The organism is Xanthobacter sp., from assembly GCF_041911315.1.
GTDB lineage: Bacteria > Pseudomonadota > Alphaproteobacteria > Rhizobiales > Xanthobacteraceae > Xanthobacter > Xanthobacter aminoxidans.
Genome location: NZ_JAYRPE010000083.1, coordinates 99,974 through 124,207, shown reverse-complemented (window position 1 = coordinate 124,207; position 24,234 = coordinate 99,974). Strand labels below are relative to the sequence as shown.

Sequence of the window (24,234 nt, the reverse complement as noted above, 5' to 3'; positions counted from 1 at the left end):
TGGTGTCTGTCGTCACCCTTGCGGCGCTTCCGACGAAATCGGAGGTCGCTCTTCTTGCCTCTGGACGCGATCGTCATGGCCGGATGCCGGGACCGATTTGGCGCTCGGTCCCGGCCCGGATTTTCAGCTGTGCTCTACTGGATGCCCTTCTGCTTCCTCAGTTCCTCGGCGATCTCCAGCATGTCGCCGACGATGCCGTAGCGGGCGATGGTGAAGATGGAGGCCTCGGGGTCCTTGTTGATCGCCACGATGTTCTCCACGTGCTTCATGCCCCACTGGTGCTGCACCGAGCCGGAGATGCCCATGGCGATGTAGAGGTTGCACTTGGCGGCCAGCTGGCCGGACTGGCCCACCTGACGCGCCTTGGGCAGCCAGCCGTTGTCGGCGATGGGCCGCGAGCAGCCGAGCGTCGCGCCGAGGCCGTCCGCCAGCTCCAGGAACTGCGCCACGTTCGCCTCGTCCCCGACCCCGCGGCCGATGGAGAGGATGAAGGGCGAGCCGGGAATGTCGATGCCACCGGAAGCCGGGGGATCGCGCCAGTCCAGGTGCTTGCTGCGTGCCGCGCCCGCACCCGCGTCGAGCGCGGACACGGTGGGGCTGGCCGCCGCCGTCTCCGGCGCGAAGGCGCCGCCGCGCAGGGTGAGGAGCACGCCGGTGCGGCCGGGAAAGTCGATCTCCACGAAGACCTTCTCGTTGTAGCCGGCGCGGGTCGCCACCACCTGCCCGTCCTCGACAGCGACACCGAACACGTCGGTGGCAAAGCCGAGGCCCTCGCCGATGGCGACGGCGGGGGCGAGGGAGAAGCTGTCCACGCTGTGCGGCATCAGCACCAGCGATGGTGAGCGCTGGGCGATGACGGCGCGCAGCACCGCCTCGTAGACGTGCGGCTCGTAGGTCGCCGCGTCGGGGCGGGCGACGGTGATGACCTCGTCCACCGCGCCGACGCTGACGGCCGCCACCAGGGGGGCGGGATCGGCCGCGATGACGAGGACCGCGACGGGACCGCCGAGGGCCGCCTTGAGCGTGCCGGCGGCGCCGATGGCCTCCAGCGTGGCGTCGCGCAGGGTGCCGCGCCGGTGCTCGGCCAGGATAAGAATTCCGGACATCAGCCGTTCACCTCCGAAATGATCTCCAGGAGACGGGCCACCTGCTGGGAAGGTGTGCCCGCGATGATCTCGCCGCGCCCGCGCTCGGGCACGAAGACGCGCCGCACCCGGCTGAGCGCGCCGGCGCCGCCGATCTCGGCGTCGGCAAGGCCGACGTCGTGGGGCGTCAGGCACTCGATGGGCTTGGCGTTGGCCTGCTTGATGGAGCGCAGGGAGGCGTAGCGCGGCGTGTTGATGCCGAGCTGGATGGTGAGCACCGCGGGCGTCTCCACCTCGATGCGCTCCACCAGCCCGCCTTCCAGCTCGCGTTCCACCTGCGCGGTGGCGGCACCGGGGGTGAAGTCGAGCTTCGAGACGACCGCCGTGCGCGCCCAGCCGAGCAGCGCCGCGACCGACATGCCGGTCTGGGCGTTGCCCTGGTCGGCGGATTGCGCGCCGCACAGCACGAGGCCGGGCTCTTCGTTCTCCGCCACCTTGGCGATGACGCGGGCGATGGCCACGCGGTCCGCCTCTTCAAGGCCGGCATCGTCCACGCGGATGGCGCGGTCGGCGCCCTTGGCGAGGGCCTTGCGCAGCACGTCGTCGGCATCGTCGGGGCCGATGGTCAGGACCACCACCTCGACCGAGCCCTCGGGCGCGGCTTCCTTGATCTGGACCGCTGCTTCCAGCGCGTATTCGTCGAATTCGTTGAGGTCGAACTCGCAGAAATCCGGGTCGACATCGCGACCATCGTCGCGCAGCTCGAACTCGTCATCGAGCGAGGCGACGCGTTTCACCGGCACGAGTATTTTCATGGGTGCCCTCACGGCTGTGGGAAGGTTTCGAGGTGCCTGCGTGCGGCGCGCCCTGCGGCCGCGGCGTGGGTGACGGCGCGCTTGCCCACCGCGAAACGCACCTGCGGCGCGTCGTCGTCGGCTGAGCCCCAGGCATCCGCCACCGGAAGGTTCGGGTGGCGGACGGCAAAAGCGCGGTTGAGGGGATAGGGATCGTCCAGCAGCAGGCGCAGGGCCGTTGCCGGGGCATCCGGATTGAGCGCCACCGCACGGCGTACGTCCGCCTGCCCGTGCCGGGCGAGGCGGCGGAGCGCAGCTTCCCGCGCCTGCGGGTTGCGGGCGACGGCGGAGGCGACATCCACCGCGTCTTCCTGTTCGAGCGCGCGCAGGGCCTCGGCCGGAAGATCGGGGCGGCAGGCCACGGCGGCGCGCACCCATTCGTCGCCATCGCGGGCGAGGGTCGCGAGCACGTCGGTCGGGCAGGCCGGATTGCGGCCGGCGGCATGGCGCACCCGCGCCTCGGCATCGCCGCCCAGGCGCTGGATGAGGCCGGCGGGAAGCGCGGGATTGCGGGCGAGCCAGACCCGCACCCACACGTCGCCGTCGCGGGAGAGGGCTTCCGCCAGATCCTCCGGCAGGGCCACATGGCGGGCCTGGGCGCGGCGCACCCGCACGTCGCCGTCATCGGTCAAAGCCGGTTCCTGGCCTTCCGCATGAAGGCGCAGGGCCTCCGCGCGGACGGCCGGATCGCTGTCGCCCATCAGCGCCTGACGCAGGCTCGGCGGCAGCACGGGATTGGAGGCCGCCCGGCGGCGGATGGCGGCATCGGCATCGACGCACGCATCGGCCACCTGCGTCAGCGGACAATGGGGGTGAGCCACCGCCTCGGCGCGCACCACGGCATCGCCGCCCGCGAGCAAAGTGCGCAGCAGCTCCGCGTCCGCCTGCGGATGGCGGGCGAGGGCGGCGCGCTCCGCGGCATCCGCATGGTCCAGCAGGGCATGGAGGGCGACGGCCGGCGTTCCGGCATTGCGCAGCAGCGCGGCGCGCACGGCGGCGTCCGCATGCATGGCGAGGCCGATGAGCGCCACGGCCGGCGTGTGAGCATGGGCGGCCAGCGCCTTGCGGGTCTCCGCATCGTCCATCTGCCGCGCCAGGCGCAGCAGCGTCGCGCCTGAGGTGGCCGGGTTGCGCACGATGCGCTGGAGGATGGCGGGCCGGTCCTCGCCGGCGAGGAGGGCGAGGAAGGCCGGCGGCGCGAAGGGCAGCGCGGCAAACACCAGCTTCAGCCGCGCGTTCGAGAGCAGCAGCCGCGCCAGCGCCGCCTGCGCCCACTCCGCGCCCTCCGCCCCGTAGGCCGGCAGCGCCAGATAGGCGTCGCCCCGGGCGATGAGCGCCCCCGTCAAGGCGGCGATGTTGGCGGGCGCGCGCATCGCTCAGCCGACCTCGGCGTGGGCGGGAAGGACGGCAGGCTCCTCGGGCTCCAGCGCCTCGGCGAGCAGCTCGGTCAGCTCCAATACCCGGAAGTTGCGCTCGTTGCCGGTGGTCTTCACCGCGTCCTCGAGCATGGTCATGCACTTGGGGCAGTTGACCACCAGAGCATCGAGGCCATGGATCTCGGCGGCTTCCCGCGCGCGGATCTCGCCCACCTTGGTGGTGCCGGGCGGATCGGGCACCCACACCCGGCCGCCGCCACCGCCGCAGCAGAAGGAATTGTCGCGGCTCTTGCCCATCTCCACCAGCTTCACGCCGGTGGCCGCGAGCAGCTCGCGCGGGGCGTCATAGCCCTTGTTGAGGCGGCCCAGGTGGCAGGGGTCGTGATAGGTGACGGTGAAGTCGAGTTTCCGGGCGGGGGTGATGCGCCCGTCCGCCATCAGCTCCTTCAGGAAGGCGCTGGCGTGGCTGACGTCATAGGTGCCGCCGAGGTCGGGATACTCGTTCTTCAGCGTGTTGAAGGAGTGCGGATCGGTGGTGACGATGCGGTTGAAGCTGCAATCGCCGAGCGTCGAGATGTTGCCTTCCGCGAGCTGCTGGAACAGGCCCTCCTCGCCCACGCGCCGCACGTCGTTTCCGGCCGTGGTCTCGCCCTCGTAGAGGATGCCGAAGTCGATGCCTGCGGAATGGAGAATGCGGGCGAAGGCGCGGCTGACCTTCTGGTTGCGCGGGTCGAAGCTCGCATAGTCGCCCACGAACCAGAGCACATCCACGGGCTCCTTGCGCGCGTCCTTGATCTTGAACGGCAGGTCCTTGGTCCAGTTGGGGCGTTTGCGGCGGCTTTCGTTGAAGCAGTTGCCGGTCTTGTTCACCGCCCCGAGGGTGCGCTGGAGGGCCGGGTCCATCTCGCCTTCGTCCACCAGCGTGCGGCGGAGCATGTTGATGAGCGGCACGTGCTCCACCCCCACCGGGCAGATCTCCGTGCACGCGCCGCACTGGCGGCAGGACCACAAGGTCTCCGGCCGGTATTCGCCAGTGGCGAGGCCGATGAGGGGCGTGGCGCAGCCGGCGGCGCGGGGCTTGGGCAGCACCTCGCCCAGATGGGTGTTGGCCTGCTCGCGCAGCGTCAGAACCACGTCGCGCGGGGAGAGCGGATAGCCGGCGGCGCGCGCCGGGCAGGCTTCGTGGCAGCGGCCGCACTTGGTGCAGGCGTCCGCCTGGACGAGATAGCGGCTCGCAACGTCGCCCAGCTCGCGATAGCCGATGCGGTCGGCATCGAGATCGCCCAGCGGCAGGTGGCGGATGGCGTCGGGATTGCGCAGCAGCCAGGAGGCCGCCGCGGTGAAGATGTGCTTCGCCTTGGTGTAGGGAATGAGAGCGATGAAAGTGAGCGCCAACACGCCGTGCAGCCACCACAGCCCCATGCGCAGCGCACCCGCGCCGGCGCTGGTGAAGCCCACCGCCTTCAGGCCGGCGGCGATGGATGCGCCCACCGGGGCCCACCAGCGCGTGTCCCACACCGCCGGATCACTCTGGAGCCACACCATGCGGGCGCCGGAGAGCAGGAAGCCGGTGATGCCGATGAGCAGCAGGGTCCACAGGAAGGCCCAGTCCTCGATGCGGTAGCGCTCGCGGGAGAAGTCGGCGTCCTGCGGCGTGCGGTCGGGCCGGGCATAATCGAGCTTCGGCGGCTTCAGCCAGCCGCGCCGCCACATCATGTAGAGGAGGCCACAGATGAAGCCGGTGCCGGCGAGCGTCATCGTGAGCTTGAACAGCAGGTAGAAATGGCCGTGCCAGAATTCGAGGCCGATGAGCGGGCCGAGAATGTCTTCCTGCAGGGTGATGGTGGCGGTGCCGATGAACAGCAGCGTGAAGCCGTAGAAGATGAAGGCATGGAGCCGCCCGGCGGTCGTGTCGCGCCGGCGCAGCGTGCGATGGGAGGCGATGGTCTTCGCGGTATCGAGCAGCCTGCGGCCGATGTCGCCCCAGGCGAGGCGCGCGCCCCGGCGTCCGGCGCGATACTTGTGCACCTGGGCGTAGACGCCCCAGGCGAACGCCGCCATGCAGCCGATGGCATAGACATAGAAGATCGCGAGCATCCAGGGCGAAAAATCCTGGAACAGGATGCGCGTGACCTTGGATGGATCGATGCCGCTCGGAATCATGTGCTGCTCGCCCTCTGTTTTTTTTTGGCTGTGCTCATGCGAATGCCCGTGCCGGCCGAGGGATTGGACCCCGACGACGGCGGGCATGCGGGGCGCGTGATCTGCCGCGCCCCGCCCGCTCTGACCAGGACGAGGGGAACTAGCCCTGGTAGCGGATCTCGTAGGAGCCGCCCGGCTGGTAGGGCGAGCCGTAGACGGCGGCTTCGCGCCGGTAGGGCTTGGGCTCCTGCGGGTTCGCCTCTTCGATCTCGCGGGCAAGACGCTGCCCGTCGAAGGTGGCATCGGCGATGAGCTTGGGCGCCCAGGCGTCGCCGATCACGTACACGCCCTTGATGCCGCGGGCGTCCCACTCGCCGGAGCGCGCCTTGAGGGCCCGGAAGAGGGCATCCTCGGAGCGGCGGGCGGTGACCAGCACCAGGGTGTCGTACTCGTGCCAGGCGTGGGTGGTGTTGGCGCTGCGCGGCATCTTGCCGGGGCCGGTATAGACGCGCTTATGCCCGTCGCCCCAGAGGTTGTAGAGCTCGATCCGCCCGTCTTCCACGCGGCTCGCCCAGGTGCTGGAGAGCACGTTGATGTGCAGCTCGTGCAGCATGCGGTGCATGTTCGGCGCTTCAAGCGTGAAGTGCATGTAGCGGCCGAGTTCCACGCCCGACGCCACCGTCACCTGATGCCCTGCCTCGGCCAGCTTCTGCGCGAGGCTCGGCGCCATGTAGTAGGGGTCGGCATTGAGGATCATCACCCGCTTGCCGATGGGCTTGGTGCCGAGGATCACGTCTTCCGGCGTCAGCACATTGGCGCGCGGCGTGCCTTCCAGGCCCGGAATGGGCGCGTGGGTGAGGCAGTTGGTGCCGTCCGTGACCCAGTGGGCGCCGGTGGCGATCACCACCTTGTCGGCGCCGTAGGAGAGCACGTCCTCCACCGAGAGCTTCTTGCCGCCGAGGGCGATCTGGCTGTCGCGGTTGCGCTTCACCAGCTTGTTCAGCTGCACCTCGCGATAGTCGCGGTGATAGCTCCACTCGCCGAGGCCCGGCAGGGTGGCCACCTCGTTCACATAGCCACCGACCTTCTCGGCGCTGTCCACGAGATGGACCACATAGCCGCGCTCCATGAGCACGCGGGCGCACTCGGAGCCGGAGGGGCCGGCGCCCACCACCAGGATGGCATCGTCCGAGCCCTTCTTGGGGAAGCGCTCGGGATGCCAGCCGCGGCGGAATTCCTCGCCGGCGGTGGCGTTCTGGGTGCAGATCATGGGCGGGCCGCCGATCTCCCAGCGGGAGATACAGACGTTGCAGCCGATGCAGGTGCGGATGTCGTCGAGACGGCCGTCGCGGATCTTCTCCGGCAGGAAGGGATCGGCGATGGAGGGGCGGGCGGCGCCGATGACGTCCAGTTCGCCGTTGCGGATGACCTCGACCATCTTCTCCGGATCGGTGAAGCGGCCGACGCCCAGCACGACCTTCTTCGAGGCCTGCTTCACGAACTTCTGCCAGGAGAGCTGGTGGCCCTGACGGTAGAAGCGGGAGGGACCGGCATCCTCGCCCCACTCGGCGATGTCGCCCACGTTCACGTCCCACAGGTCGACGAGGTCGTCGGCCAGCTCGACGAACTTGAGCCCGTCGCGCTCCACCTCGATGCCATCCTCGCCGATCAGCGTATCGACGGCGAAGCGGGTGGCGATGGCGCATTCGGAGCCCACGGCCGCCTTCATCTGCTCCAGGGTCTCGACCCAGAAGCGGGCGCGGTTCTCGAAGCTGCCGCCGTACTTGTCGGTGCGCTTGTTGTAATACTTGGAGAGGAACTGCAGCGGCAGGTAGGAGTGCGCGCCGTAGCAATAGATGATGTCAAAGCCGGCATCGCGGGCACGGCGGGCCGCCTCCACGTAGAAGCCCTGCACGCGACGGATGTCGTCGTAGTCCATCTCGTGGCAGTAGGTGAGGGATTCGAACTCGGAGGCGTACTGGCTCGGGCCGCGCGCGGTCTGGCGCGTCTCCATGCACGGGGCGTGGGCGCCGCCGTACCACAGCTCGACGCCCGCGAGCGCGCCGTATTTATGGATTTCCGAGGTCATCGCGGCGAGGTTGCGCACGTCGCCCTCGTCCCAGATGCGGGCGGAGACGCGGTGCGTATCGTCCGATTCCGGGTGGATGGAGCAGTATTCGGTGTTGAGGGCCGCCCAGCCGCCTTCGGCCTTGATGGAGCGGTGCGCGGCCTGGAAGCCGGGCTTGTCGGAACCGGCGCCGATGCAGTGCGGCACCTGGTAGAAGCGGTTCCGAAGGGTTTTCGGCCCGATTTTGATGGGCTCGAAAAGAATATCGTATTTGCTGACACCCAGCGTTTCGTGCGTCATCTCAACTCCCCGTAAATAATCCGGAAGGCAGGCGTGTGACGACCGGATCTCTTCGCCGAAAAAGACAAACAGAAGGCTCTGCGCGCACGGATGCGCACATCAAGACTGTCGCTTCTCGATGAAGAGCTTGCTTGTCTGTTCCCGGTCGTTTTCTTATTGGGATAACTCTAACGCGCCGGGCCATGTCTCCGGCAATAGTGCCAAATGGCACTATCGTGACATGCGGCACTGCAAAATCCGGCGGGTCTGCTATAGGGCGGCCGGGCTGACGTTAAGGCATATCGGGGTGCCGGGCGCGCGCCGAAACCCGGCCTCTGCCAAGGGTTCCGCGCTGCGGCGTTCCTTCGTCGGGATGCTCTGGGGGCGGCGCGCGTGGCCCTCAGGTGAAGAGCGTGAGCACGCCGGTATAGCCATAGAGATGGTGGCGGGCGATCTCGCCGCCGGCGAAAAAGCCGACGAGCGGCACCGGGCCGAGGCCCTCGCGCACCATGGCGAACTCCGCGCTGGGGGCACCGAAATGCGGGCCGCCGCGGCCGGAGCAGCTCACATAGAGCGCGCCGCGGGCGCCGCCGGCGGCATCGGCCTGCGCCTTCACCTCGGCGACGATGCGCAGGAGATCGTGGCGCGCAGCCTCCGCGTTGCGTTTGCAGAAGGCGAGCCTGGTGCCGGCCTCCAGCTGCTCCGCCACCACCAGCACCCCGGCCTTGCGGCCGACGCCCAAGAGGTGGCGGACCTGCGTGTCGGTGCCGAAGCGGCCCGGCGCGGAGCTTGTGTCCTCACCCGGCGCGATCAGCCCGGCCAGCGTCTGGCCGAGTTCGAGGCGCAGCTGCTCGTCCGGGATGTCGGCGGGCAGGCCGAGGTCCTCCATCGCGCAGTCGAGGGCGCGGCCGCCATCGAGAGTGACGAGGTAACTGGCTTCGGCGCGGTCGATGGTCCGCTTGGGGCCGATGGGCTGGCAGCCCTGGGTGACGCGTGACAGCACCGGTATCTCAGGCCCGAAGGCGACGCCCGACACCCCTCCGAGCATCACGTCGTCGGCGAACAGCAGAGGCTGGTTGCGGGCGGAGGACAGGCCGCCGAACAGGTAGCCGGTGAGTGTCTGCCCGGCCAGCGACTTGAGCCGCTCGGGCAGGTCCGGCGTGCCGCCATCGGCATGGACGAGGGCGGTGAAGGGCTCGAACCCGTCCGCGCCCAGCGGTTCCAGATCGGAGAAGATGCGGAAGCCAGCGGGCGGAATGTCGGCCAGCATGAGCGCCATGCCGGGCGCGTCGAAATATTCCACGTCGTCCGCCGCCACCCCGACCCCGATGGTGCCTACCCAGCGCACCGCCGGCAAGCCTGCCTTCAGCGCCTCCATGATGTTTCCGGCGGCGCCGGTGTAGCGGTCGGAGAGATAGCACCAGCCGAGCGTCGGCGGCGGCTTGTCCGCCAGTTGGGCGTGCAGCTGGCTCCAGCAGGAGCCAAGGGCGGCCTGCCAGTCGGTATTGCCGGCGTGGGCGAAGGAGAACTGGCTCATGGGCGGGTTTCCGCGCAATGCGTCCGGATGCGGACACGGAACTGAGGATCGTGCGCCGGACGAAGCAATCGGCGTGCCGTGCCGTCCCGCTCAGGCCACGGGGGAGCGCATCCGGTCGCCGAGCACCGCCTGCACGTCGGTCAGGATGCGGCGGAATTCCGCGTCCACCCGCCGCTCGAAGGCGAAGGCGGCATCGGCCTCGAGGCCGGCGTCCTCGTGGGAATCGTGGAAGGTCAGCGTCTGGCTGACGGCCTCCATGAGGGCGAGGCGGAGGGTTTCGTCCCGCGCCATCAGCTGCAGAGCCAGCACCAGCAGCTTGCGGTGGGCTGCCGTGGCGATGTCCAGCTCCAGCGGCGTTCGCGCCGGCAGGCCGTCCAAAGCCGCCGGGTGCGTGCTCTCTTCATGGGCCATGGCCGTCCTCCGCTTGCTCGGCCCCCTTCGGGCAACACGCAGGGCGGGGGCGAGGTTCCGCGATCAGCGCGGGCCGAGCGTCACCGCCAGCGCGGTCATGTCGTCGAACTGGGGGGCGGTGTCGGCCCAGCGGGTCGCGGTGTCGAGCAGGCCGGTGATGAAGGTCGCGGCCGGAAGATCGGGCACTGCCGCAAGGGCGGCCTGCGCGGCGGCTTCGAGCCGGGCCTCGCCGAATGCTTCTTCCGCCGGGTTGAACGCGTCGGTGAGGCCGTCCGAGAACAGGAACAGGCGATCCCCGGGGGCGAGGGACACGGTCGCGGCACGGGTGCGGGCACCCTCCATCATGGCAAGGGCCGGGCCGGTGGCGGCGGGCCGCTCCAGCCCTCCGTCGGCGCGCAGGATCATGCAGTCCGTATGGCCGCAATTGCAGTAGGTGAGGAGGCCCGTGTCGAGGTCGATGACACCGCAGAACAGGGTGACGAACATGTCCTCGCCATTGGTGGCGCAGAGCAGCTCGTTCACCCGCGCCACCGCGACGGCAAGGTCCGGCTCGCTCCGCAGCACCATGCGCAGCGCGGTCTGGGTGGCGCTCATGAACAAGGCGGCGGGGGTGCCCTTGCCGGCGACATCGCCCAGCGTCACCACCAGCCGGCGGCCGTCGATCAGGAAATAATCGTAGAAATCGCCGCCCACGTCCTTCGCCGGACGCATGGCGGCGAAAATGTCCGCCTGTCCGGCCAGCGTCTCCGCCGGCAGGGGCGGGGGCAGCATGGCGCGCTGGATGGCGGCGGCGTTGGCCATCTCCCGCCGCTCGGCCGCCCGGCTCATGATGGCCTCGGCGAGACGGCGGAAGGAGTGGGAGAAATCCACCATCTCCGGCAGCGGATTGCGCAGGTCGTCGAGCAAAGCGAGGTCGAAGTTGCGCCGTTCCAGCGCATTCAGGGCGTTGGCGTAGAAGCCGAAGACTTGGTTGAAGGTCTCGAAGCGGCGGCCGAACTGGCGCATGACGGCGGAGAGGAGATCGGGGTGCACCCGCCCCGCCGCCTCCAGTGCCTCGGCGGACAGCCGTACCGCGCGGATGGGGGTGAGGGCATCCACATGGGCGGTGCGAGCGACGCCGGTGAAGGCGGCGATCTCGCCGATCACCGCCGGCGCCTGCAATTGGGCGAGCTGGACGTGCTCGTAAGGCGTGTCGATGGTGACGACCGCCGTGCCCTCGAACACCAGCAGGGCGAAGGTCCCGATGTCGCCCCGGCAGAGCAGGCGGGTGCCGGCCGCCACGTCCATCCATTCGCCACCGGCGATGAGGGCGCTGAGCTCCTCCAGGGGAAAGCCGGCGAAATAGGGATGACGCGCCATCACCTGCGCGGCCGCCAGGGCGGCCGTTGCCGTTCCTGCCGGAACCGTCGGGTCCGGTCTCTGCTGCTGTGATGCTCCTGGTACCATGGTCCGCGTGCGCCCCTCACGATGAACCACTATAGCGCAGCCGGGGCGGGACGCTCTTACCTCAAACGCGGGACGGCGCAGGCCCTACTTGATGTGCAGCTGGGCGATGGCTCGCGACAGCACGGAGAACAGAACGGCGGTGGACCAGCCGAACAGCAGCATGCCGTTGGCCGCCGTCATCGGCCCGAGGATGCGCCAGGGCCGGGCCGGGATGAGGTCGCCGTAGCCGAGCGTCGTGAAATTGACGAAGGCGAAATAATAGATGTTGTCGGGCTCGGTGGCACCGGTGAGCGCATAGAGCTGCGCCCACACCATCACCTCCACGAGGTGGAAGACGGTGAGCAGCGTTCCCGAGGCCGCCATGACGACGACGAGTGTCTCGATCTTGCGCCGTCCGCTGAGGTGCTGCGCAGCGATCCGCACCATCTTGATGACGACGACGGTACCCAGGGCCTGGATCGCGATGGTGATGATGCTCACCAGAAGGCCCGCAGCGAATGCTCCGTCCATCAACATCCCCATCGCTCTCCGCATTCGGTGGGTGCGCACCCGCCAACCAGCGTGATGGACCAGCGCGGACGTGGCAGCAAGGGGCGCCGAGGCGTTGCTCTCAAGGGCTTCGCGGCGTGGTGCCGGCGCGGTTCCGAGGGGGCCCGGTGACATGGCCGCAGCGCCGGCACATTGATCTTGATCGGTTTGTGTGTATTTTGCGCCGCAAAATACCCCTTTCCCGGCGGGCCCGAACCATTCGGACCCGCGTTTTCGTGCTGGACCCTCCATGAAGCTGCGGAACATCGCCATCATCGCCCACGTCGACCACGGCAAGACCACGCTGGTGGACGAGCTGCTGAAGCAGTCGGGGTCCTACCGCGAGAACCAGCGCGTGGCCGAGCGCGTGATGGATTCCAACGATCTGGAAAAGGAGCGCGGTATCACCATCCTCGCCAAGGCCACCTCGGTGGTCTGGAAGGACACGCGCATCAACATCGTGGACACCCCCGGCCACGCCGACTTCGGCGGCGAGGTGGAGCGTATCCTGAACATGGTGGACGGTGCCATCGTGCTCGTGGACGCTGCGGAAGGCCCCATGCCGCAGACCAAGTTCGTGGTCGGCAAGGCGCTGAAGATCGGCCTGAAGCCCATCGTCGCCATCAACAAGGTGGACCGCTCCGACGCTCGTCCCACCGAAGTCATCAACGAGGTGTTCGACCTGTTCGCGGCGCTCGACGCCACCGACGACCAGCTCGACTTCCCCATCCTCTACGGCTCCGGCCGCAGCGGCTGGATGGCCGACAGCCCGGAAGGTCCCATGGACCAGGGCATGGCGCCCCTGTTCGATCTCGTGCTGAAGCATGTGCCCGAGCCCACTGTGGACGACGGCCCGTTCCGCATGATCGGCACGCTGCTGGAGGCCAACCCCTTCCTCGGCCGCATGATCACCGGCCGCATCACCTCCGGCTCCATCAAGCCGAACCAGGCCATCAAGGTGCTGGCGCAGGACGGCTCGCTGGTCGAGCAGGGCCGCGTCTCCAAGATCCTCGCCTTCCGCGGCATCGAGCGCCAGCCCATCGAGGAAGGCGTGCAGGGTGACATCGTCGCCATCGCCGGCCTCTCCAAGGGCACGGTGGCCGATACCTTCTGCGCGCTCGAAGTGACCGAGGCCATGGCGGCCCAGCCCATCGATCCGCCCACCGTCACCATGTCGTTCATCGTGAACGATTCGCCCCTCGCCGGCACCGAGGGTGACAAGGTGACGAGCCGCGTCATCCGCGACCGCCTGTTCCGCGAGGCGGAAGGCAACGTGGCGCTGAAGATCGAGGAATCCACCGAGAAGGATTCCTTCTTCGTCTCCGGCCGTGGCGAACTGCAGCTCGCGGTGCTGATCGAGACCATGCGCCGCGAGGGCTTCGAGATCGCCGTGTCCCGTCCCCGCGTGGTGTTCCAGAAGGACGAGGCGACGGGCCAGGTGCTGGAGCCCATCGAGGAAGTCCTGATCGACGTGGACGAGGAATATTCCGGCACCGTCGTCCAGAAGATGAGCGAGCGCCGCGCCGAGATGATCGAGATGCGGCCCTCCGGCGGCAACCGCCAGCGCCTCGTCTTCTACGCACCCACCCGCGGCCTCATCGGCTACCAGTCGGAACTGCTCACCGACACCCGCGGCACGGCCATCATGAACCGGCTGTTCCACGAGTACGCGCCCTACAAGGGCGAGATCGCCGGCCGCACCAACGGCGTGCTCATCGCCAATGCGGCGGGCGAGGCGGTGGCTTACGCTTTGTGGAACCTCGAAGATCGCGGCCCGATGATGATCGAGCCCGGCTGGAAGGTGTATCAGGGCATGCTCATCGGCGTGCACAACCGGGACAACGACCTGGAAGTGAACGTGCTGAAGGGCAAGCAGCTCACCAACATCCGCACCACCTCCAAGGACGAGGCGGTGCGCCTGACCCCGCCCATCCGCATGACGCTGGAGCGGGCGCTGGCGTGGATCCAGGACGACGAGCTGGTGGAGGTGACGCCCAAGTCCATCCGCCTGCGCAAGCGCCTGCTGGACCCCAACGACCGCAAGCGCGAGGAGCGCAAGAAGGAAACCGAGCTGGCCTGACGGCCACCCGCCTTCGGATCTTGAAAAGGGCAGCGGTTTCGGCCGCTGCCCTTTTTGTTTGGGAATCTCTCTCGCGCCCCGGACGCATGCAGCGCCAGCGGAATGCGAGCAGGGGCCCAGCGGAACGGACCGCCGAAGGCGCTTCCGAACTCCACCGCTCTCAGGCTTTGACCCGCTGCGCGGGGATTCTTGCGCTGGACCCCGGATCTGCGCTCCGGTGGTGCCGTCGCTTGTCCGGGGAGCGGTGAGCTTGCGCCGTGCGCCGCAGCCGGCCCTATCCCTGCGCCACCTCCACCACCCGCTCGGCGATGGCGAGGCAGCTCGTCAGCCCCGGCGATTCGATGCCGAAGAGGTTCACCAGCCCCGGCACGCCGTGCACCGCTGGCCCCTGGATGACGAAATCCGGCGCCCGCCCATCCACGCCGGGGATCTTCGGCCGGATGCCGGAATAGCCTGGCGCCAGATCCTCCTCGCGCACGTCCGGCCAGTAGCGGCGGATGGAGGCCATCATGGTGGTCTTGCGGGTGGGATCGACCTCGTAGCGCCGCTCGCGCACCCATTCCACATCCGGCCCGAAGCGGCCTTGCCCGCCGAGATCGAGGGTGAGGTGGGTGCCGAGCCCTCCCGCCTCCGGCACCGGATAGATGAGGCGCGAGAAGGGCACCTTCCGGAGGCAGGTGAAGTAATTGCCCTTGGCCATGGTCTCCTGCGGCACCAAGTGAGCGGGCATGCCGGAGATGGCGCGGGCGAGCGCGGGGGCATCAAGCCCGGCGGAATTCACGAACAGGCGGCAGGAGAGTGTCATGGGCTCCGGCCCGCCGGTGGTGAGTACGATGCCGTCCGCCCGCGCCTCGGCGGCCACGATGGGGGAGGAGAGGGCGAGCATCCCGCCGGCCGCCTCCATGTCGCCCAGCAGCGCCAGCATGAGGCCGTGGGAATCCACGATGCCGGTGGAGGGCGAATGCAGCGCCGCGTGGCAAGAAAGCGCCGGCTCCAGCGCCTGTGCTTCCGCTCCGGTCAGCATCGTCAGGTCATCGACGCCGTTGGCCGCCCCGATCCTCGCCAGCTTCTCCAGATAGGCGACTTCCTCCGGCGCGGCGGCGACGATGAGCTTGCCGATGCGCCTGTGCCCCACCCCGTGGCTTTCACAGAAGGCATAGAGTAGCGCCCGTCCGCGCACGCACAGCTCGGCCTTGAGGCTTAAGGGCTCGTAATAGATGCCGGCGTGGATCACCTCGGAATTGCGCGAGGACGTGCCGGTGCCGATGGCGTCCGCCGCCTCCACCAGCACCACTTCCCGGCCCGCCAGCGCCAATGCGCGGGCGATGGCGAGGCCCACCACGCCCGCGCCGGCGACGATGCACTCCACCTGATCCATTCGGCTCTTCCCGTGATCCGCGACCGGTACCATAGCGCAGGCCGGGCCTGCGGGGAGCGGCTTCCTGGAAGTGCTCCAGCCAGCAACTAGTTGCTATCGGCCGGAGGGCCCGCGAGGTCCAATCGGGGCCATGATGACGTCCGCCCCCGCACCCCTCCCCCTTGAAGTCGAGGAGATCCGCCTCGATCGGGACCGGCGCCGCCTGACCCTCGCCTATGGCGGGACGCGGGCGGAATTCTCCGCCGAGCGCCTGCGCTCCGCCTGCCGCTGCGCCGCCTGCACGGCGGACCGCGCCCGCGACCGCTTTCCCTCAGCCTTTCCCGGCGTGGCGCTCACCGGCGTGGAGCCGTTCGGCGCGCACGGCCTGAACCTCACCTTTTCCGACGGCCACAAGCGCGGGGTCTATCCCTTCGCCTATCTCGCGGCGCTCGCCGCCGAGGCCGCCAACGACCTTCCGGAGATGAACCCATGAGCGCGTTCGACAGCGAGATGAAGACCGAGATCGTCGAGACCGACATCCTCGTCATCGGCGGCGGCACCGGCGGCCCGATGGCGGCCATCAAGGCCAAGGAGAAGAATCCGGGCCTCAAGGTGGTCCTCATGGAGAAGGCCAATGTGAAGCGCTCCGGCGCGGTCTCCATGGGCATGGACGGGCTGAACAACGCCGTCATCCCCGGCTACGCCACCCCCGAGCAGTATGTGAAGGAGATCACCGTCGCCAACGACGGCATCGTCCACCAGAAGGCGGTGATGGCCTACGCGACCGGTTCCTACCCGATGATCCAGTATCTGGATTCCATCGGCGTGAAGTTCGAGAAGGACGGCTCCGGCGAATACAATGTGCGCAAGGTGCACCACATGGGCACCTATGTGCTGCCCATGCCGGAAGGCCACCACGTCAAGAAGGCGCTCTACCGCCAGCTGCGCAAGCACCAGGTGCTGGTGACCAACCGCTACATGGCCACCCGCCTGCTCACCGGCACGGACGGCCGCATCGCCGGCGCCATCGGGGTGAACACCCGCACCGGCGAGTTCCTGGTGATCCGCGCCAAGGCGGTGGTTCTGGCCTGCGGCGCCGCCGGCCGTCTCGGCCTGCCGGCCTCGGGCTATCTCTTCGGCACCTACGAGAACCCGGCGAACTGCGGCGACGGCTATGCCATGGCCTACCACGCCGGCGCGGGGCTCGCGAACCTCGAATGCTACCAGATCAACCCGCTCATCAAGGACTATAACGGCCCCGCCTGCGCCTACGTCACCGGTCCGTTCGGCGGCTACACCGCCAACAACAAGGGCGAGCGCTTCATCGAGTGCGACTACTGGTCGGGTCAGATGATGAAGGAGTTCTACGGCGAGCTCTTGAGCGGCAACGGCCCGGTCTTCCTCAACATGACCCACCTCGCCGAGGAGACCATCTCCGAGATCGAGACCATCCTGCACTCCAACGAACGCCCCTCGCGCGGCCGCTTCCACGAGAAGCGCGGCACGAACTACCGCGAGAAGATGGTGGAGATGCACATCTCCGAGATTGGCTTCTGCTCCGGCCACTCGGCGTCCGGCGTGTGGGTGGACGAGAATGCCCGCACCACCGTGCCGGGCCTCTATGCCGCCGGCGACATGGCGAGCGTGCCGCACAATTACATGCTCGGCGCCTTCGTGAACGGCGGCATCGCCGGTGAGGATGCGGCCGACTATTGCGCCTCCACCGATCTGCCGGCCTATGACGCCGGCGATATCGCCCGCGAGCAGGCCCGCGTGATGGCCCCCACCCGCCGCGACGACGGCCTCACCCCGTTCGAGATGGAGTACAAGGCGCGCCGCCTCGTGAACGATTATCTCCAGCCGCCGAAGGTGACCGCCAAGTACAAGATCGGCCAGGCCCGCCTCGCCGAAGTGCGCGACGATCTTTCGGCCCTGTGCGTGAAGGATCCGCATGAATTGATGCGGGCGCTGGAGCTGCAATCCATCCTCGATTGCGCCGACATGGCCGCCGCCGCCTCGCTCTACCGCACCGAGAGCCGCTGGGGTCTCTACCACTGGCGCGTCGACCACCCGGCCACCGACAATGAGAACTGGTTCTGCCACACCCTCCTCTACAAGGACGAGATGGGCCGCATGGCGCACAAGAAGCGCGCGGTGGACCCCTATGTCGTCGAGATCGATGAGGACGAGATGGGCGCCTACCACCAGCTGCGCACGCCGGCCATCGCCGCCGAGTGAGCCCCTCACACGAAATTCCGGAGCTGCCCCATGCCTTTCGCCAACCACACGACTTCCGTTCCCGTGACTGTCGATGACGACAAGTGCATCGCCGAGAAGGGCTGCCGCGTCTGCATCGACGTGTGCCCCCTCGACGTGCTCGCCATCAACCCGGCCTCGGGCAAGGCGCACATGAAGTATGACGAGTGCTGGTACTGCATGCCGTGCGAGGTGGATTGCCCCACCGGTGCGGTGAAGGTCGAAATCCCCTATCTGCTGCGGTGAGCGCCATGGCCATCTTCGACGATTTCGACGACGACCTCGATGCGGTCTCCGAGCGCGCCCGCGACGCCGATCCCGGCATCCGCCGCGTGGCCATGCTGGGCCTTGCCGAGAGCGTGGACCCCGGCGCCGTGGACCTGCTGCTCGCCGGCCTGAAGGACGCCGATGCCGGCGTGCGGGAAGCCGCCGCCAAGTCCCTGGACGAGCATTCCGGCCTGCCGGCCGCCCTCGGCCTTGCCGAAGCCCTCGACGATGCGGTGGAGGCGGTGCGCCTCGCCGCCGCCGAGAGCCTCGCCGACAAGAAGGAGCCGGCCTCCGCGCCCCGCCTCATCGAGCGGGCGCAGGAGACGGGCGGCCCCCTGAGCGCGTTCGTCCGTACATCGGCGCTCCGGGCGCTGCGCGACATGCAGGATGCCTCGGCCATGCCGGTGGCCCTCGGCGCGCTCACCGATCCCGACATGGCGGTGCGGCGCGAGGCGCTGGGCGTGCTCGGCTATCTCAAGGCGGATGCCGCGCTCCCCGCGCTTCTGCTCGCCGCCACCGATCCCGAGCCGGCGGTGCGCCGGGCGGTGATGGCGGCCCTCGTCTTCGTGCGGAGCGGCACCGCGGGCGTCCCTGCGCTGATCGCCGGGCTCGGCGACGGCCACTGGCAGGTGCGCGAGGAAGCCGCCTATTCCATCGGCAAGGCGAAGATTCTCGAGGCGGTGGACCCGCTGATCATCGCCGCCAATGACGATGCCTGGCAGGTGAAGGCCAAGGCGGTGAACGCGCTCGGCAAGCTGAAGGCCCGTGCGGCCGTGCCCGTGGTGTCGGAGGCGCTGGGCGACCAGTTGTCCAACGTCCGCAAGGAGGCCGCCGCGGCGCTGGGCGAGATCGCCGATCCCGCCGCCGTGCCCGCGCTCGAAGCCGTTTATGATGACCCGGACCCGGACGTGCGCAAGCTGGTGCGCTGGGCCATCGACCGCTGCCGCGCCGCCTGAGGGGAGGGCATTCCAGCCCTTCCCGACGGCCGGTCATGAAACCGAACCGGGCCGGCCGTACTTCTCCAATCTGAGTCGGAGCGCCAAAGTGCTCCGGCAGAGCGGGAGAAGATGCCAATGGCGGAGCAGGAACGCGAGAGGCTGAAGACCGGGCCGTTGTGGTGGCAGTCCGGCGTGGTCTACCAGATCTATCCGCGCTCGTTTCAGGATTCGAACGGCGACGGTGTGGGCGACCTCAAGGGCATCATCTCCCGGCTCCCCTATCTCGCCGACCTCGGCATCGACGCCATCTGGATCTCCCCCATCTATCCCTCGCCCATGGCGGATTTCGGCTATGACGTGGCCGACTACACCGGCATCCATCCCCTGTTCGGCACGCTCGAAGATTTCGACCGGCTGGTTCAGGAGGCCCACGGGCTGGGGCTGAGGATCATCCTCGATTTCGTGCCCAACCACTCTTCGCAGGAGCATCCCTGGTTCAAGGCCTCCCGCTCGGGCAAGGATGATCCCAAGCGCGACTGGTACATCTGGCGCGATCCCGGCCCGGATGGCGGCCCGCCCAACAACTGGCTCTCGGAATTCGGCGGCAGCGCCTGGGAATATGATGCGGCGAGCGGCCAGTATTACTACCACGCCTTCCTCAAGGAGCAGCCGGACCTCAACTGGCGCAACCCGGATGTCGTCGAAGCCATGCACGATGTGCTGCGCTTCTGGCTGGACCGGGGCGTGGACGGCTTCCGCATCGATGCGCTTTGGCATGTCATCAAGGATGCCGAGTTCCGCGACAATCCGCCGAACCCCGATTTCCACGAGGGCATGAACCCGCATTCCGCCCTGAGCCAGCTCTATACCGGCGACCGGCCGGAGGTGATGGAGGTGATCGCGGGCTTCCGCGACCTCGTCGAGTCCTATGAGGGCGACCGGGTGCTGATCGGCGAGGCCTATCTGCCGCTCCACCGCATCGCCGCCTATTACGGTGAGGACGGGCGCGGCGTGCATCTGCCGTTCAACTTCACCCTCCTCGCGGCGCCGTGGAATGCAGCGGAACTGGCGCCGCTGATCGCCGCCTATGAGGCCGCCATCCCCGAGGGCGGCTGGCCCAACTGGGTGCTCTCCAACCACGATCGCCCGCGCGTCGTCGGCCGCCTCGGTCCCGATCAGGCGCGGGTGGCGGCCATGCTGCTGCTGACGCTCCGGGGCACGCCGACGCTCTATTACGGCGACGAGATCGGCATGGCGCAGGTGCCCATCCCGCCCGAGCGGGTGCAGGACCCGTTCGAGAAGAACGTGCCCGGCCTCGGCCTCGGCCGCGACGGCGCGCGCACGCCCATGCAGTGGGACGATGGCCCCTTCGCCGGTTTCTCCACGGTGGAGCCGTGGCTGCCGCTGGCGGACGATTTCACCGAGGTGAACGTGAAGCGGGAGCGGGGGGAGGCGGCCTCCCTGCTCACCCTCACCCGCGCGCTGCTGGCCCTGCGGCGGGCGCATCCGGCCCTGTCCGTGGGGCTGTGGTCCCCGGTGGCGGCGGTGGGCGATCTCGTCGCCTATCTCAGGCAGGGGGAGGGGGAGGGGCTGCTGGTGGCACTGAATCTGGGCGGCAACCCGCTGTCGGCGACGCTGCCGGAAGTTGCGGGCGGAGGACGCCTGCTCCTCTCCACCTTCTGCGATCGGGCGGGCGAACAGGTGGGCGACACCATCGACCTCAGGCCCAACGAGGGCATCGTGGTGCAACTGGCGCCCTGAACGAAAAGGGGCGGCCGAAGCCGCCCCTTGAACGTGAGGCGGATGGCCGGCTCAGGAGAGCTTGCCGGTATACTTCTCCAGCGTGGCCCAGGCCTCGTCGCCGTACTTGCCCTTCCACTCGGCATAGAAGCCGGCCTTGCGCAGCTGGTCGCGGAAGCTGTCCACCTTCGGCTCGTTGAAGGTGAGGCCCTTTTCCGCCAGCTCCTTGCGCAGGGAGTTGTTGAGGGCGAACACGTCGTCGCGCTGCTTGAGGCCCGCCTCGTTGATGTTCTTCGCCACGATGGCGCGCAGGTCGTCGGGCAGCTTCTCGAAGGCGCGGCGGTTGGCGAGGAACCAGAAGCCGTCCCACATGTGATTGGTGAGGGAGCAGTATTTCTGCACCTCGTAGAGCTTCGCCGTGGAGATGATGGCGAGCGGGTTCTCCTGCGCATCCACGGCGCGGGTCTGCAGCGCGGTGTAGACCTCGGCGAAGTTGAGCGAGGCCGGAGCGCTGTCGAACGCCTTGAACATGGAGGTCCACAGCGGCGACACCGGCACGCGGATCTTCAGGCCCTTGAGGTCGGCCGCGGTCTCGATGGGCTTGGTGGAGGTGGTGATCTGGCGGAAGCCGTTGTCCCAGATCTTGTCCATGGCGACGATGCCGGCCTTGGAGATCTGCCCGCGCACGTAGGTGCCCAGATCCCCGTCCATGGCCTTCCACACGCTGGCATAGTCCGGGAAGGCGAAGCCGATGCCGCTGATGGAGGCGTTGGGCACCAGCGTCGAGAGGATCAGCGGCGAGAGGGTGAAGAACTCGATGGCCCCGGAGCGCAGCTGGCTCAGCATGTCGGTGTCGCCACCGAGCTGGCTGGAGGGGAAGATGCTGATCTCGACCTTGCCCTTGGTCTCGGCCTTGATCTTCGCCGCCATTTCCTGCGCGCGCACGTTCATGGGGTGCGTGACCGGCAGGTTGTTGGCGTATTTGTAGGAGAATTCGGCGCTCTGGGCCCGCGCGACGGTGGGGGCGAACAGGGCCGGCGCGATGGCGCCGGTCAGCGCCGTGGCGGCGCTCGCCTTGATGAGGGTGCGACGGGTCAGGGTCATCGGTGCTCCTCCTTGCGGCCGTTTCGCGCGGCGCCCCGACTGGCTCCGCTCCGGCCCGACTGGTTTCCTTGGGTCCAATATATGGACCTCTTTTCCCGCCGCCCATGCTGGCCCGCTTGTGGCGATTTCGCAAGCAGATTATGGTTCCAGAGGACGCCGCGCGACGGCAGTCCCAATTCGCCAGATAAATCAGGTCCATATTCTGGATCAAGGGAGCACGCGTGGGACGGGGATCGGATGCGCCCGCCGCCCTAATGGGCGGGCCGGAGCCTGCGCGCGATGGCGCGTCGGAAGCCGGCGGCGGCACCCAGAGCATCGCGCGCGCGATGGCGCTGCTGATGCTGGTGGGCCGCGCGGGGACGGAGGGCGCCCGCCTCGCCGATCTCGTCGCCAGTTCCGGCCTCTCCAAGCCCACCGTGCGGCGCGTCCTGCTGGCGCTGGTGCGCGCCGGGCTGGTGGACCAGGACGAGGCGAGCCGCCGCTATCATGTGGGGCCGGAGGCCTATGTGCTCGGCACGCTGGCCGCGCCGCGCTTCGGCATCCATGCCCTCGCCCTCGACGGTCTCTCCCGCATCGCCCGCCAGAGCGGCGACTGCGCCTTCCTCTCGGTGCCGCGCGGGATCTTCTCCGTGTGTCTGCATCGCGAAGAGGGCACCTGGCCCATCCGCACCCATGTGCTCCAGGCCGGCGACCGTCACCCCCTCGGCATCGGCGCCGGCGGCCTCGCCCTCCTCGCCGCGCTCCCCGAGGCCGACGCGGCGCGGATCATCGAGGCCAATGCGGCGGCGCTCGCGGCCTATCCCGGCTATTCCCCCGATCTGCTGCGCGCCGCCATGGGCGAGACCCGCGCGCGCGGCTATGCGCTCAATCCCGGCCTCTATGTCGCCGGCTCCTGGGGCATCGGCGTGCCGGTGCGGGGGGCGGACGGGCGCCCGCTCGGCGCGCTCTCGCTCGCCGCCATCGAGAGCCGGCTGGGCGCGGAGCGGCAGAAGGAGCTGGTGCCGCTGCTCCAGCGCGAAGCCGCCGCGCTGGAGGCGAAGCTCGGCGGCAGCGAGCGGGGGCCGCCACCGCGCCCGGCCCGCTCCATGGTCCGTCCGGCCCCCTGATTGTTTCCGATCCCGGAGTGAAGTGAATGTCCGCACCTGCCCAGACCGTCGCCGAGGCCCCGCGAGGCGGCGTGGCCCGCACCAGCCGCCGGGTGATGAACCTCTCCCATTTCCTGCGCCAAGCGGCGCGGCGGCTGCCGGCCCATATCGCCTTCGTGGAGGGCGAGCGCACCGTGACGTGGGCCGAGATGGATGCCCGCGTGGATGCCATGGCGGCGGAACTGTTCGCCCGCGGCGTCGTCAAGGGCGACCGCATCCTCGTGCAGTCGAAGAACTGCCTCGAAATGTTCGAAAGCATGTTCGCCGCCTTCCGGCTGGGCGCGGTGTGGGTGCCCACCAATTTTCGCCAGACTCCGGGGGAGGTCGCCTATCTCGCCTCCGCCTCGGGCGCGAGCCTCATGATCTGCCACCGCGACTTTCCCGAGCACGTCGAGGCCGCACGCGCCGAGGCGCCTGACATCCGCGAGGTCATCGCCATCGGTGCGGCGGACTTCGGAGCGGACTACGGCGAAATCGTCGCCGCCCGCCTCGGCGAAAAGGTGCCGGTGGCGGATGTGGAGCATGACGACCCCTGCTGGTTCTTCTTCACCTCCGGCACCACCGGCCGGCCCAAGGCGGCGGTGCTGACCCATGGCCAGATGGCCTTCGTCATCACCAACCATCTCTGCGACCTGATGCCCGGCACCACCGAGCAGGACGCCTCCCTGGTGGTTGCGCCGCTCTCCCACGGCGCGGGGGTGCATCAGCTGGTGCAGGTGGCGCGCGGGGTGAAGACCATCCTCATGCCCTCCGAGCGGTTCGACGCCGCCGAGGCGTGGCGGCTGGTGGAGCAATGGCGCGTGACCAACATGTTCACCGTGCCCACCATCACCAAACTGCTCACCGAGCACCCCTCGGTGGACAAGTTCGACCACTCCTCCCTGCGCTACGTCATCTATGCCGGCGCGCCCATGTACCGGGAGGACCAGAAGTTCGCGCTGAGGAAGCTCGGCAAGGTGCTGGTGCAGTATTTCGGCCTCGGCGAGGTGACGGGCAACATCACCGTCCTGCCGCCCTACCTGCACGATCCCGAGGACGGCCCGCATGTGAAGCTCGGCACCTGCGGCTTCGAGCGCACCGGCATGCAGGTCCAGATCCAGGACGATGCGGGCCGGGAGGTCTCCCCCTTCGAGACCGGCGAGATCTGCGTCTGCGGCCCTGCGGTGCTGGCGGGCTATTACGACAATCCCGAGGCCAATGCGAAGGCGTTCCGCAACGGCTGGTTCCGCACCGGCGACCTCGGCCACATGGACAATGAGGGCTTCGTCTACATCACCGGACGCGCCTCGGACATGTACATTTCCGGCGGCTCCAACGTCTATCCGCGCGAGGTGGAGGAGAAGGTGCTCACCCATCCCGCCATCGCCGAGGTGGCCATCCTCGGCGTACCGGACCCCATGTGGGGCGAGGTGGGCGTCGCCGTCTGCGTGCTGCGAGACGGGCAGAGCGTGAGCGAGGAGGATCTGGTCGCGTTCCTCGATGGCAAGGTCGCCCGCTACAAGCTGCCCCGGCGCGTGCATTTCTGGGATGCCCTGCCGAAATCCGCCTACGGCAAGATCACCAAGAAGATGGTGCGCGAGGCCCTGGCCGAGCGCGGGCTCATCTGAGCCACTGACGAAAT

19 protein-coding genes are annotated in these 24,234 nt (G+C 68.7%); 8 read left to right on the top strand and 11 right to left on the bottom strand.

Going from position 1 to position 24,234, the window contains the following annotated elements; all coding sequences use genetic code 11:
- Window positions 1–134 precede the first annotated feature (134 nt).
- From ACE3QW_RS23970 to ACE3QW_RS23930, 9 genes are all read right to left on the bottom strand, one after another.
- Window positions 135–1,106, bottom strand: a complete 972-nt coding sequence (locus ACE3QW_RS23970; RefSeq protein WP_374254513.1) for an electron transfer flavoprotein subunit alpha/FixB family protein — start codon at window positions 1,104–1,106, stop codon at window positions 135–137.
- A complete protein-coding gene (locus tag ACE3QW_RS23965; protein ID WP_029557244.1) occupies window positions 1,106–1,900 on the bottom strand; it encodes an electron transfer flavoprotein subunit beta/FixA family protein in 795 nt (264 codons plus the stop codon). The genes ACE3QW_RS23970 and ACE3QW_RS23965 overlap by 1 nt, the downstream gene beginning before the upstream one ends.
- Window positions 1,901–1,908: 8 nt before the next feature.
- Window positions 1,909–3,312 (bottom strand): hypothetical protein, encoded by a 1,404-nt coding sequence (locus ACE3QW_RS23960; protein WP_374254511.1) that lies wholly within the window; start codon window positions 3,310–3,312, stop codon window positions 1,909–1,911.
- Between the two features lie 3 nt (window positions 3,313–3,315).
- Window positions 3,316–5,478, bottom strand: coding sequence for a heterodisulfide reductase-related iron-sulfur binding cluster (locus tag ACE3QW_RS23955; protein WP_374254510.1), 2,163 nt, complete (start codon window positions 5,476–5,478; stop codon window positions 3,316–3,318).
- Window positions 5,479–5,617: 139 nt separating this feature from the next.
- Complete coding sequence (locus tag ACE3QW_RS23950; protein WP_374254508.1) at window positions 5,618–7,825, bottom strand: FAD-dependent oxidoreductase; 2,208 nt, start codon at window positions 7,823–7,825, stop codon at window positions 5,618–5,620.
- Between the two features lie 379 nt (window positions 7,826–8,204).
- On the bottom strand, window positions 8,205–9,341 hold the full coding sequence (locus tag ACE3QW_RS23945; RefSeq protein ID WP_374254506.1) for an FIST N-terminal domain-containing protein: 1,137 nt from the start codon (window positions 9,339–9,341) through the stop codon (window positions 8,205–8,207).
- A gap of 90 nt (window positions 9,342–9,431) precedes the next feature.
- The gene (locus ACE3QW_RS23940) at window positions 9,432–9,752 is read right to left on the bottom strand and encodes a hypothetical protein (protein WP_374254504.1); all 321 of its coding nucleotides are present in this window, start codon (window positions 9,750–9,752) and stop codon (window positions 9,432–9,434) included.
- 63 nt (window positions 9,753–9,815) lie between these two features.
- A complete protein-coding gene (locus tag ACE3QW_RS23935) occupies window positions 9,816–11,111 on the bottom strand; it encodes a PP2C family protein-serine/threonine phosphatase (RefSeq protein ID WP_374254503.1) in 1,296 nt (431 codons plus the stop codon).
- Window positions 11,112–11,282: 171 nt separating this feature from the next.
- Window positions 11,283–11,708, bottom strand: a complete 426-nt coding sequence (locus tag ACE3QW_RS23930; RefSeq protein WP_024277652.1) for a potassium channel family protein — start codon at window positions 11,706–11,708, stop codon at window positions 11,283–11,285.
- Between the two features lie 268 nt (window positions 11,709–11,976).
- Between ACE3QW_RS23930 and typA the strand changes: the two genes are divergently transcribed.
- A complete protein-coding gene (gene typA / locus ACE3QW_RS23925; protein WP_029557252.1) occupies window positions 11,977–13,806 on the top strand; it encodes a translational GTPase TypA in 1,830 nt (609 codons plus the stop codon).
- Window positions 13,807–14,080: 274 nt separating this feature from the next.
- Here typA and ACE3QW_RS23920 read toward each other — a convergent pair whose 3' ends face one another.
- The gene (locus ACE3QW_RS23920) at window positions 14,081–15,184 is read right to left on the bottom strand and encodes an NAD(P)/FAD-dependent oxidoreductase (protein WP_374254501.1); all 1,104 of its coding nucleotides are present in this window, start codon (window positions 15,182–15,184) and stop codon (window positions 14,081–14,083) included.
- 130 nt (window positions 15,185–15,314) lie between these two features.
- Here ACE3QW_RS23920 and ACE3QW_RS23915 point away from each other — a divergent pair, with 130 nt between their 5' ends.
- From ACE3QW_RS23915 to ACE3QW_RS23895, 5 genes are all read left to right on the top strand, one after another.
- A complete protein-coding gene (locus ACE3QW_RS23915; protein WP_051679039.1) occupies window positions 15,315–15,656 on the top strand; it encodes a DUF971 domain-containing protein in 342 nt (113 codons plus the stop codon).
- A complete protein-coding gene (locus ACE3QW_RS23910; RefSeq protein ID WP_374254499.1) occupies window positions 15,653–17,401 on the top strand; it encodes a fumarate reductase/succinate dehydrogenase flavoprotein subunit in 1,749 nt (582 codons plus the stop codon). Before ACE3QW_RS23915 ends, ACE3QW_RS23910 begins: the two co-directional genes overlap by 4 nt.
- A 30-nt stretch (window positions 17,402–17,431) precedes the next feature.
- Window positions 17,432–17,665 (top strand): ferredoxin family protein, encoded by a 234-nt coding sequence (locus tag ACE3QW_RS23905; RefSeq protein WP_024277657.1) that lies wholly within the window; start codon window positions 17,432–17,434, stop codon window positions 17,663–17,665.
- A gap of 5 nt (window positions 17,666–17,670) precedes the next feature.
- Window positions 17,671–18,642, top strand: a complete 972-nt coding sequence (locus ACE3QW_RS23900) for a HEAT repeat domain-containing protein (protein ID WP_374254497.1) — start codon at window positions 17,671–17,673, stop codon at window positions 18,640–18,642.
- Window positions 18,643–18,753: 111 nt separating this feature from the next.
- Window positions 18,754–20,385, top strand: a complete 1,632-nt coding sequence (locus ACE3QW_RS23895; protein ID WP_374254495.1) for an alpha-amylase family glycosyl hydrolase — start codon at window positions 18,754–18,756, stop codon at window positions 20,383–20,385.
- Between the two features lie 51 nt (window positions 20,386–20,436).
- On the opposite strand, the gene ACE3QW_RS23890 is transcribed toward ACE3QW_RS23895, so the two are convergent.
- Window positions 20,437–21,468 carry a TRAP transporter substrate-binding protein gene (locus ACE3QW_RS23890; protein ID WP_250166471.1) on the bottom strand — a complete coding sequence of 344 codons (1,032 nt, stop codon included), beginning with the start codon at window positions 21,466–21,468 and terminating at the stop codon, window positions 20,437–20,439.
- Between the two features lie 221 nt (window positions 21,469–21,689).
- Here ACE3QW_RS23890 and ACE3QW_RS23885 point away from each other — a divergent pair, with 221 nt between their 5' ends.
- Window positions 21,690–22,574 (top strand): IclR family transcriptional regulator, encoded by an 885-nt coding sequence (locus ACE3QW_RS23885; protein WP_374254492.1) that lies wholly within the window; start codon window positions 21,690–21,692, stop codon window positions 22,572–22,574.
- Window positions 22,575–22,600: 26 nt separating this feature from the next.
- Entirely contained in the window at window positions 22,601–24,220 is a 1,620-nt protein-coding gene (locus ACE3QW_RS23880; RefSeq protein ID WP_374254490.1) for an acyl-CoA synthetase, read from the top strand.
- Window positions 24,221–24,234: the final 14 nt, after the last annotated feature.

Excerpts from the sequence above, each read along its gene's own strand:
- ACE3QW_RS23955 (WP_374254510.1), bottom strand. The coding sequence starts at position 5,478 with ATGATTCCGAGCGGCATCGATCCATCCAAGGTCACGCGCATCCTGTTC.
- ACE3QW_RS23950 (WP_374254508.1), bottom strand. The coding sequence starts at position 7,825 with ATGACGCACGAAACGCTGGGTGTCAGCAAATACGATATTCTTTTCGAG.
- ACE3QW_RS23945 (WP_374254506.1), bottom strand. The coding sequence starts at position 9,341 with ATGAGCCAGTTCTCCTTCGCCCACGCCGGCAATACCGACTGGCAGGCC.
- ACE3QW_RS23940 (WP_374254504.1), bottom strand. The coding sequence starts at position 9,752 with ATGGCCCATGAAGAGAGCACGCACCCGGCGGCTTTGGACGGCCTGCCG.
- ACE3QW_RS23900 (WP_374254497.1), top strand. The coding sequence starts at position 17,671 with ATGGCCATCTTCGACGATTTCGACGACGACCTCGATGCGGTCTCCGAG.
- ACE3QW_RS23935 (WP_374254503.1), bottom strand. The coding sequence starts at position 11,111 with ATGGCGCGTCATCCCTATTTCGCCGGCTTTCCCCTGGAGGAGCTCAGC.
- ACE3QW_RS23965 (WP_029557244.1), bottom strand. The coding sequence starts at position 1,900 with ATGAAAATACTCGTGCCGGTGAAACGCGTCGCCTCGCTCGATGACGAG.
- ACE3QW_RS23970 (WP_374254513.1), bottom strand. The coding sequence starts at position 1,106 with ATGTCCGGAATTCTTATCCTGGCCGAGCACCGGCGCGGCACCCTGCGC.
- ACE3QW_RS23920 (WP_374254501.1), bottom strand. The coding sequence starts at position 15,184 with ATGGATCAGGTGGAGTGCATCGTCGCCGGCGCGGGCGTGGTGGGCCTC.
- ACE3QW_RS23930 (WP_024277652.1), bottom strand. The coding sequence starts at position 11,708 with ATGGACGGAGCATTCGCTGCGGGCCTTCTGGTGAGCATCATCACCATC.
- ACE3QW_RS23880 (WP_374254490.1), top strand. The coding sequence starts at position 22,601 with ATGTCCGCACCTGCCCAGACCGTCGCCGAGGCCCCGCGAGGCGGCGTG.
- ACE3QW_RS23915 (WP_051679039.1), top strand. The coding sequence starts at position 15,315 with ATGATGACGTCCGCCCCCGCACCCCTCCCCCTTGAAGTCGAGGAGATC.
- ACE3QW_RS23960 (WP_374254511.1), bottom strand. The coding sequence starts at position 3,312 with ATGCGCGCGCCCGCCAACATCGCCGCCTTGACGGGGGCGCTCATCGCC.
- typA (WP_029557252.1), top strand. The coding sequence starts at position 11,977 with ATGAAGCTGCGGAACATCGCCATCATCGCCCACGTCGACCACGGCAAG.
- ACE3QW_RS23890 (WP_250166471.1), bottom strand. The coding sequence starts at position 21,468 with ATGACCCTGACCCGTCGCACCCTCATCAAGGCGAGCGCCGCCACGGCG.
- ACE3QW_RS23910 (WP_374254499.1), top strand. The coding sequence starts at position 15,653 with ATGAGCGCGTTCGACAGCGAGATGAAGACCGAGATCGTCGAGACCGAC.
- ACE3QW_RS23905 (WP_024277657.1), top strand. The coding sequence starts at position 17,432 with ATGCCTTTCGCCAACCACACGACTTCCGTTCCCGTGACTGTCGATGAC.
- ACE3QW_RS23895 (WP_374254495.1), top strand. The coding sequence starts at position 18,754 with ATGCCAATGGCGGAGCAGGAACGCGAGAGGCTGAAGACCGGGCCGTTG.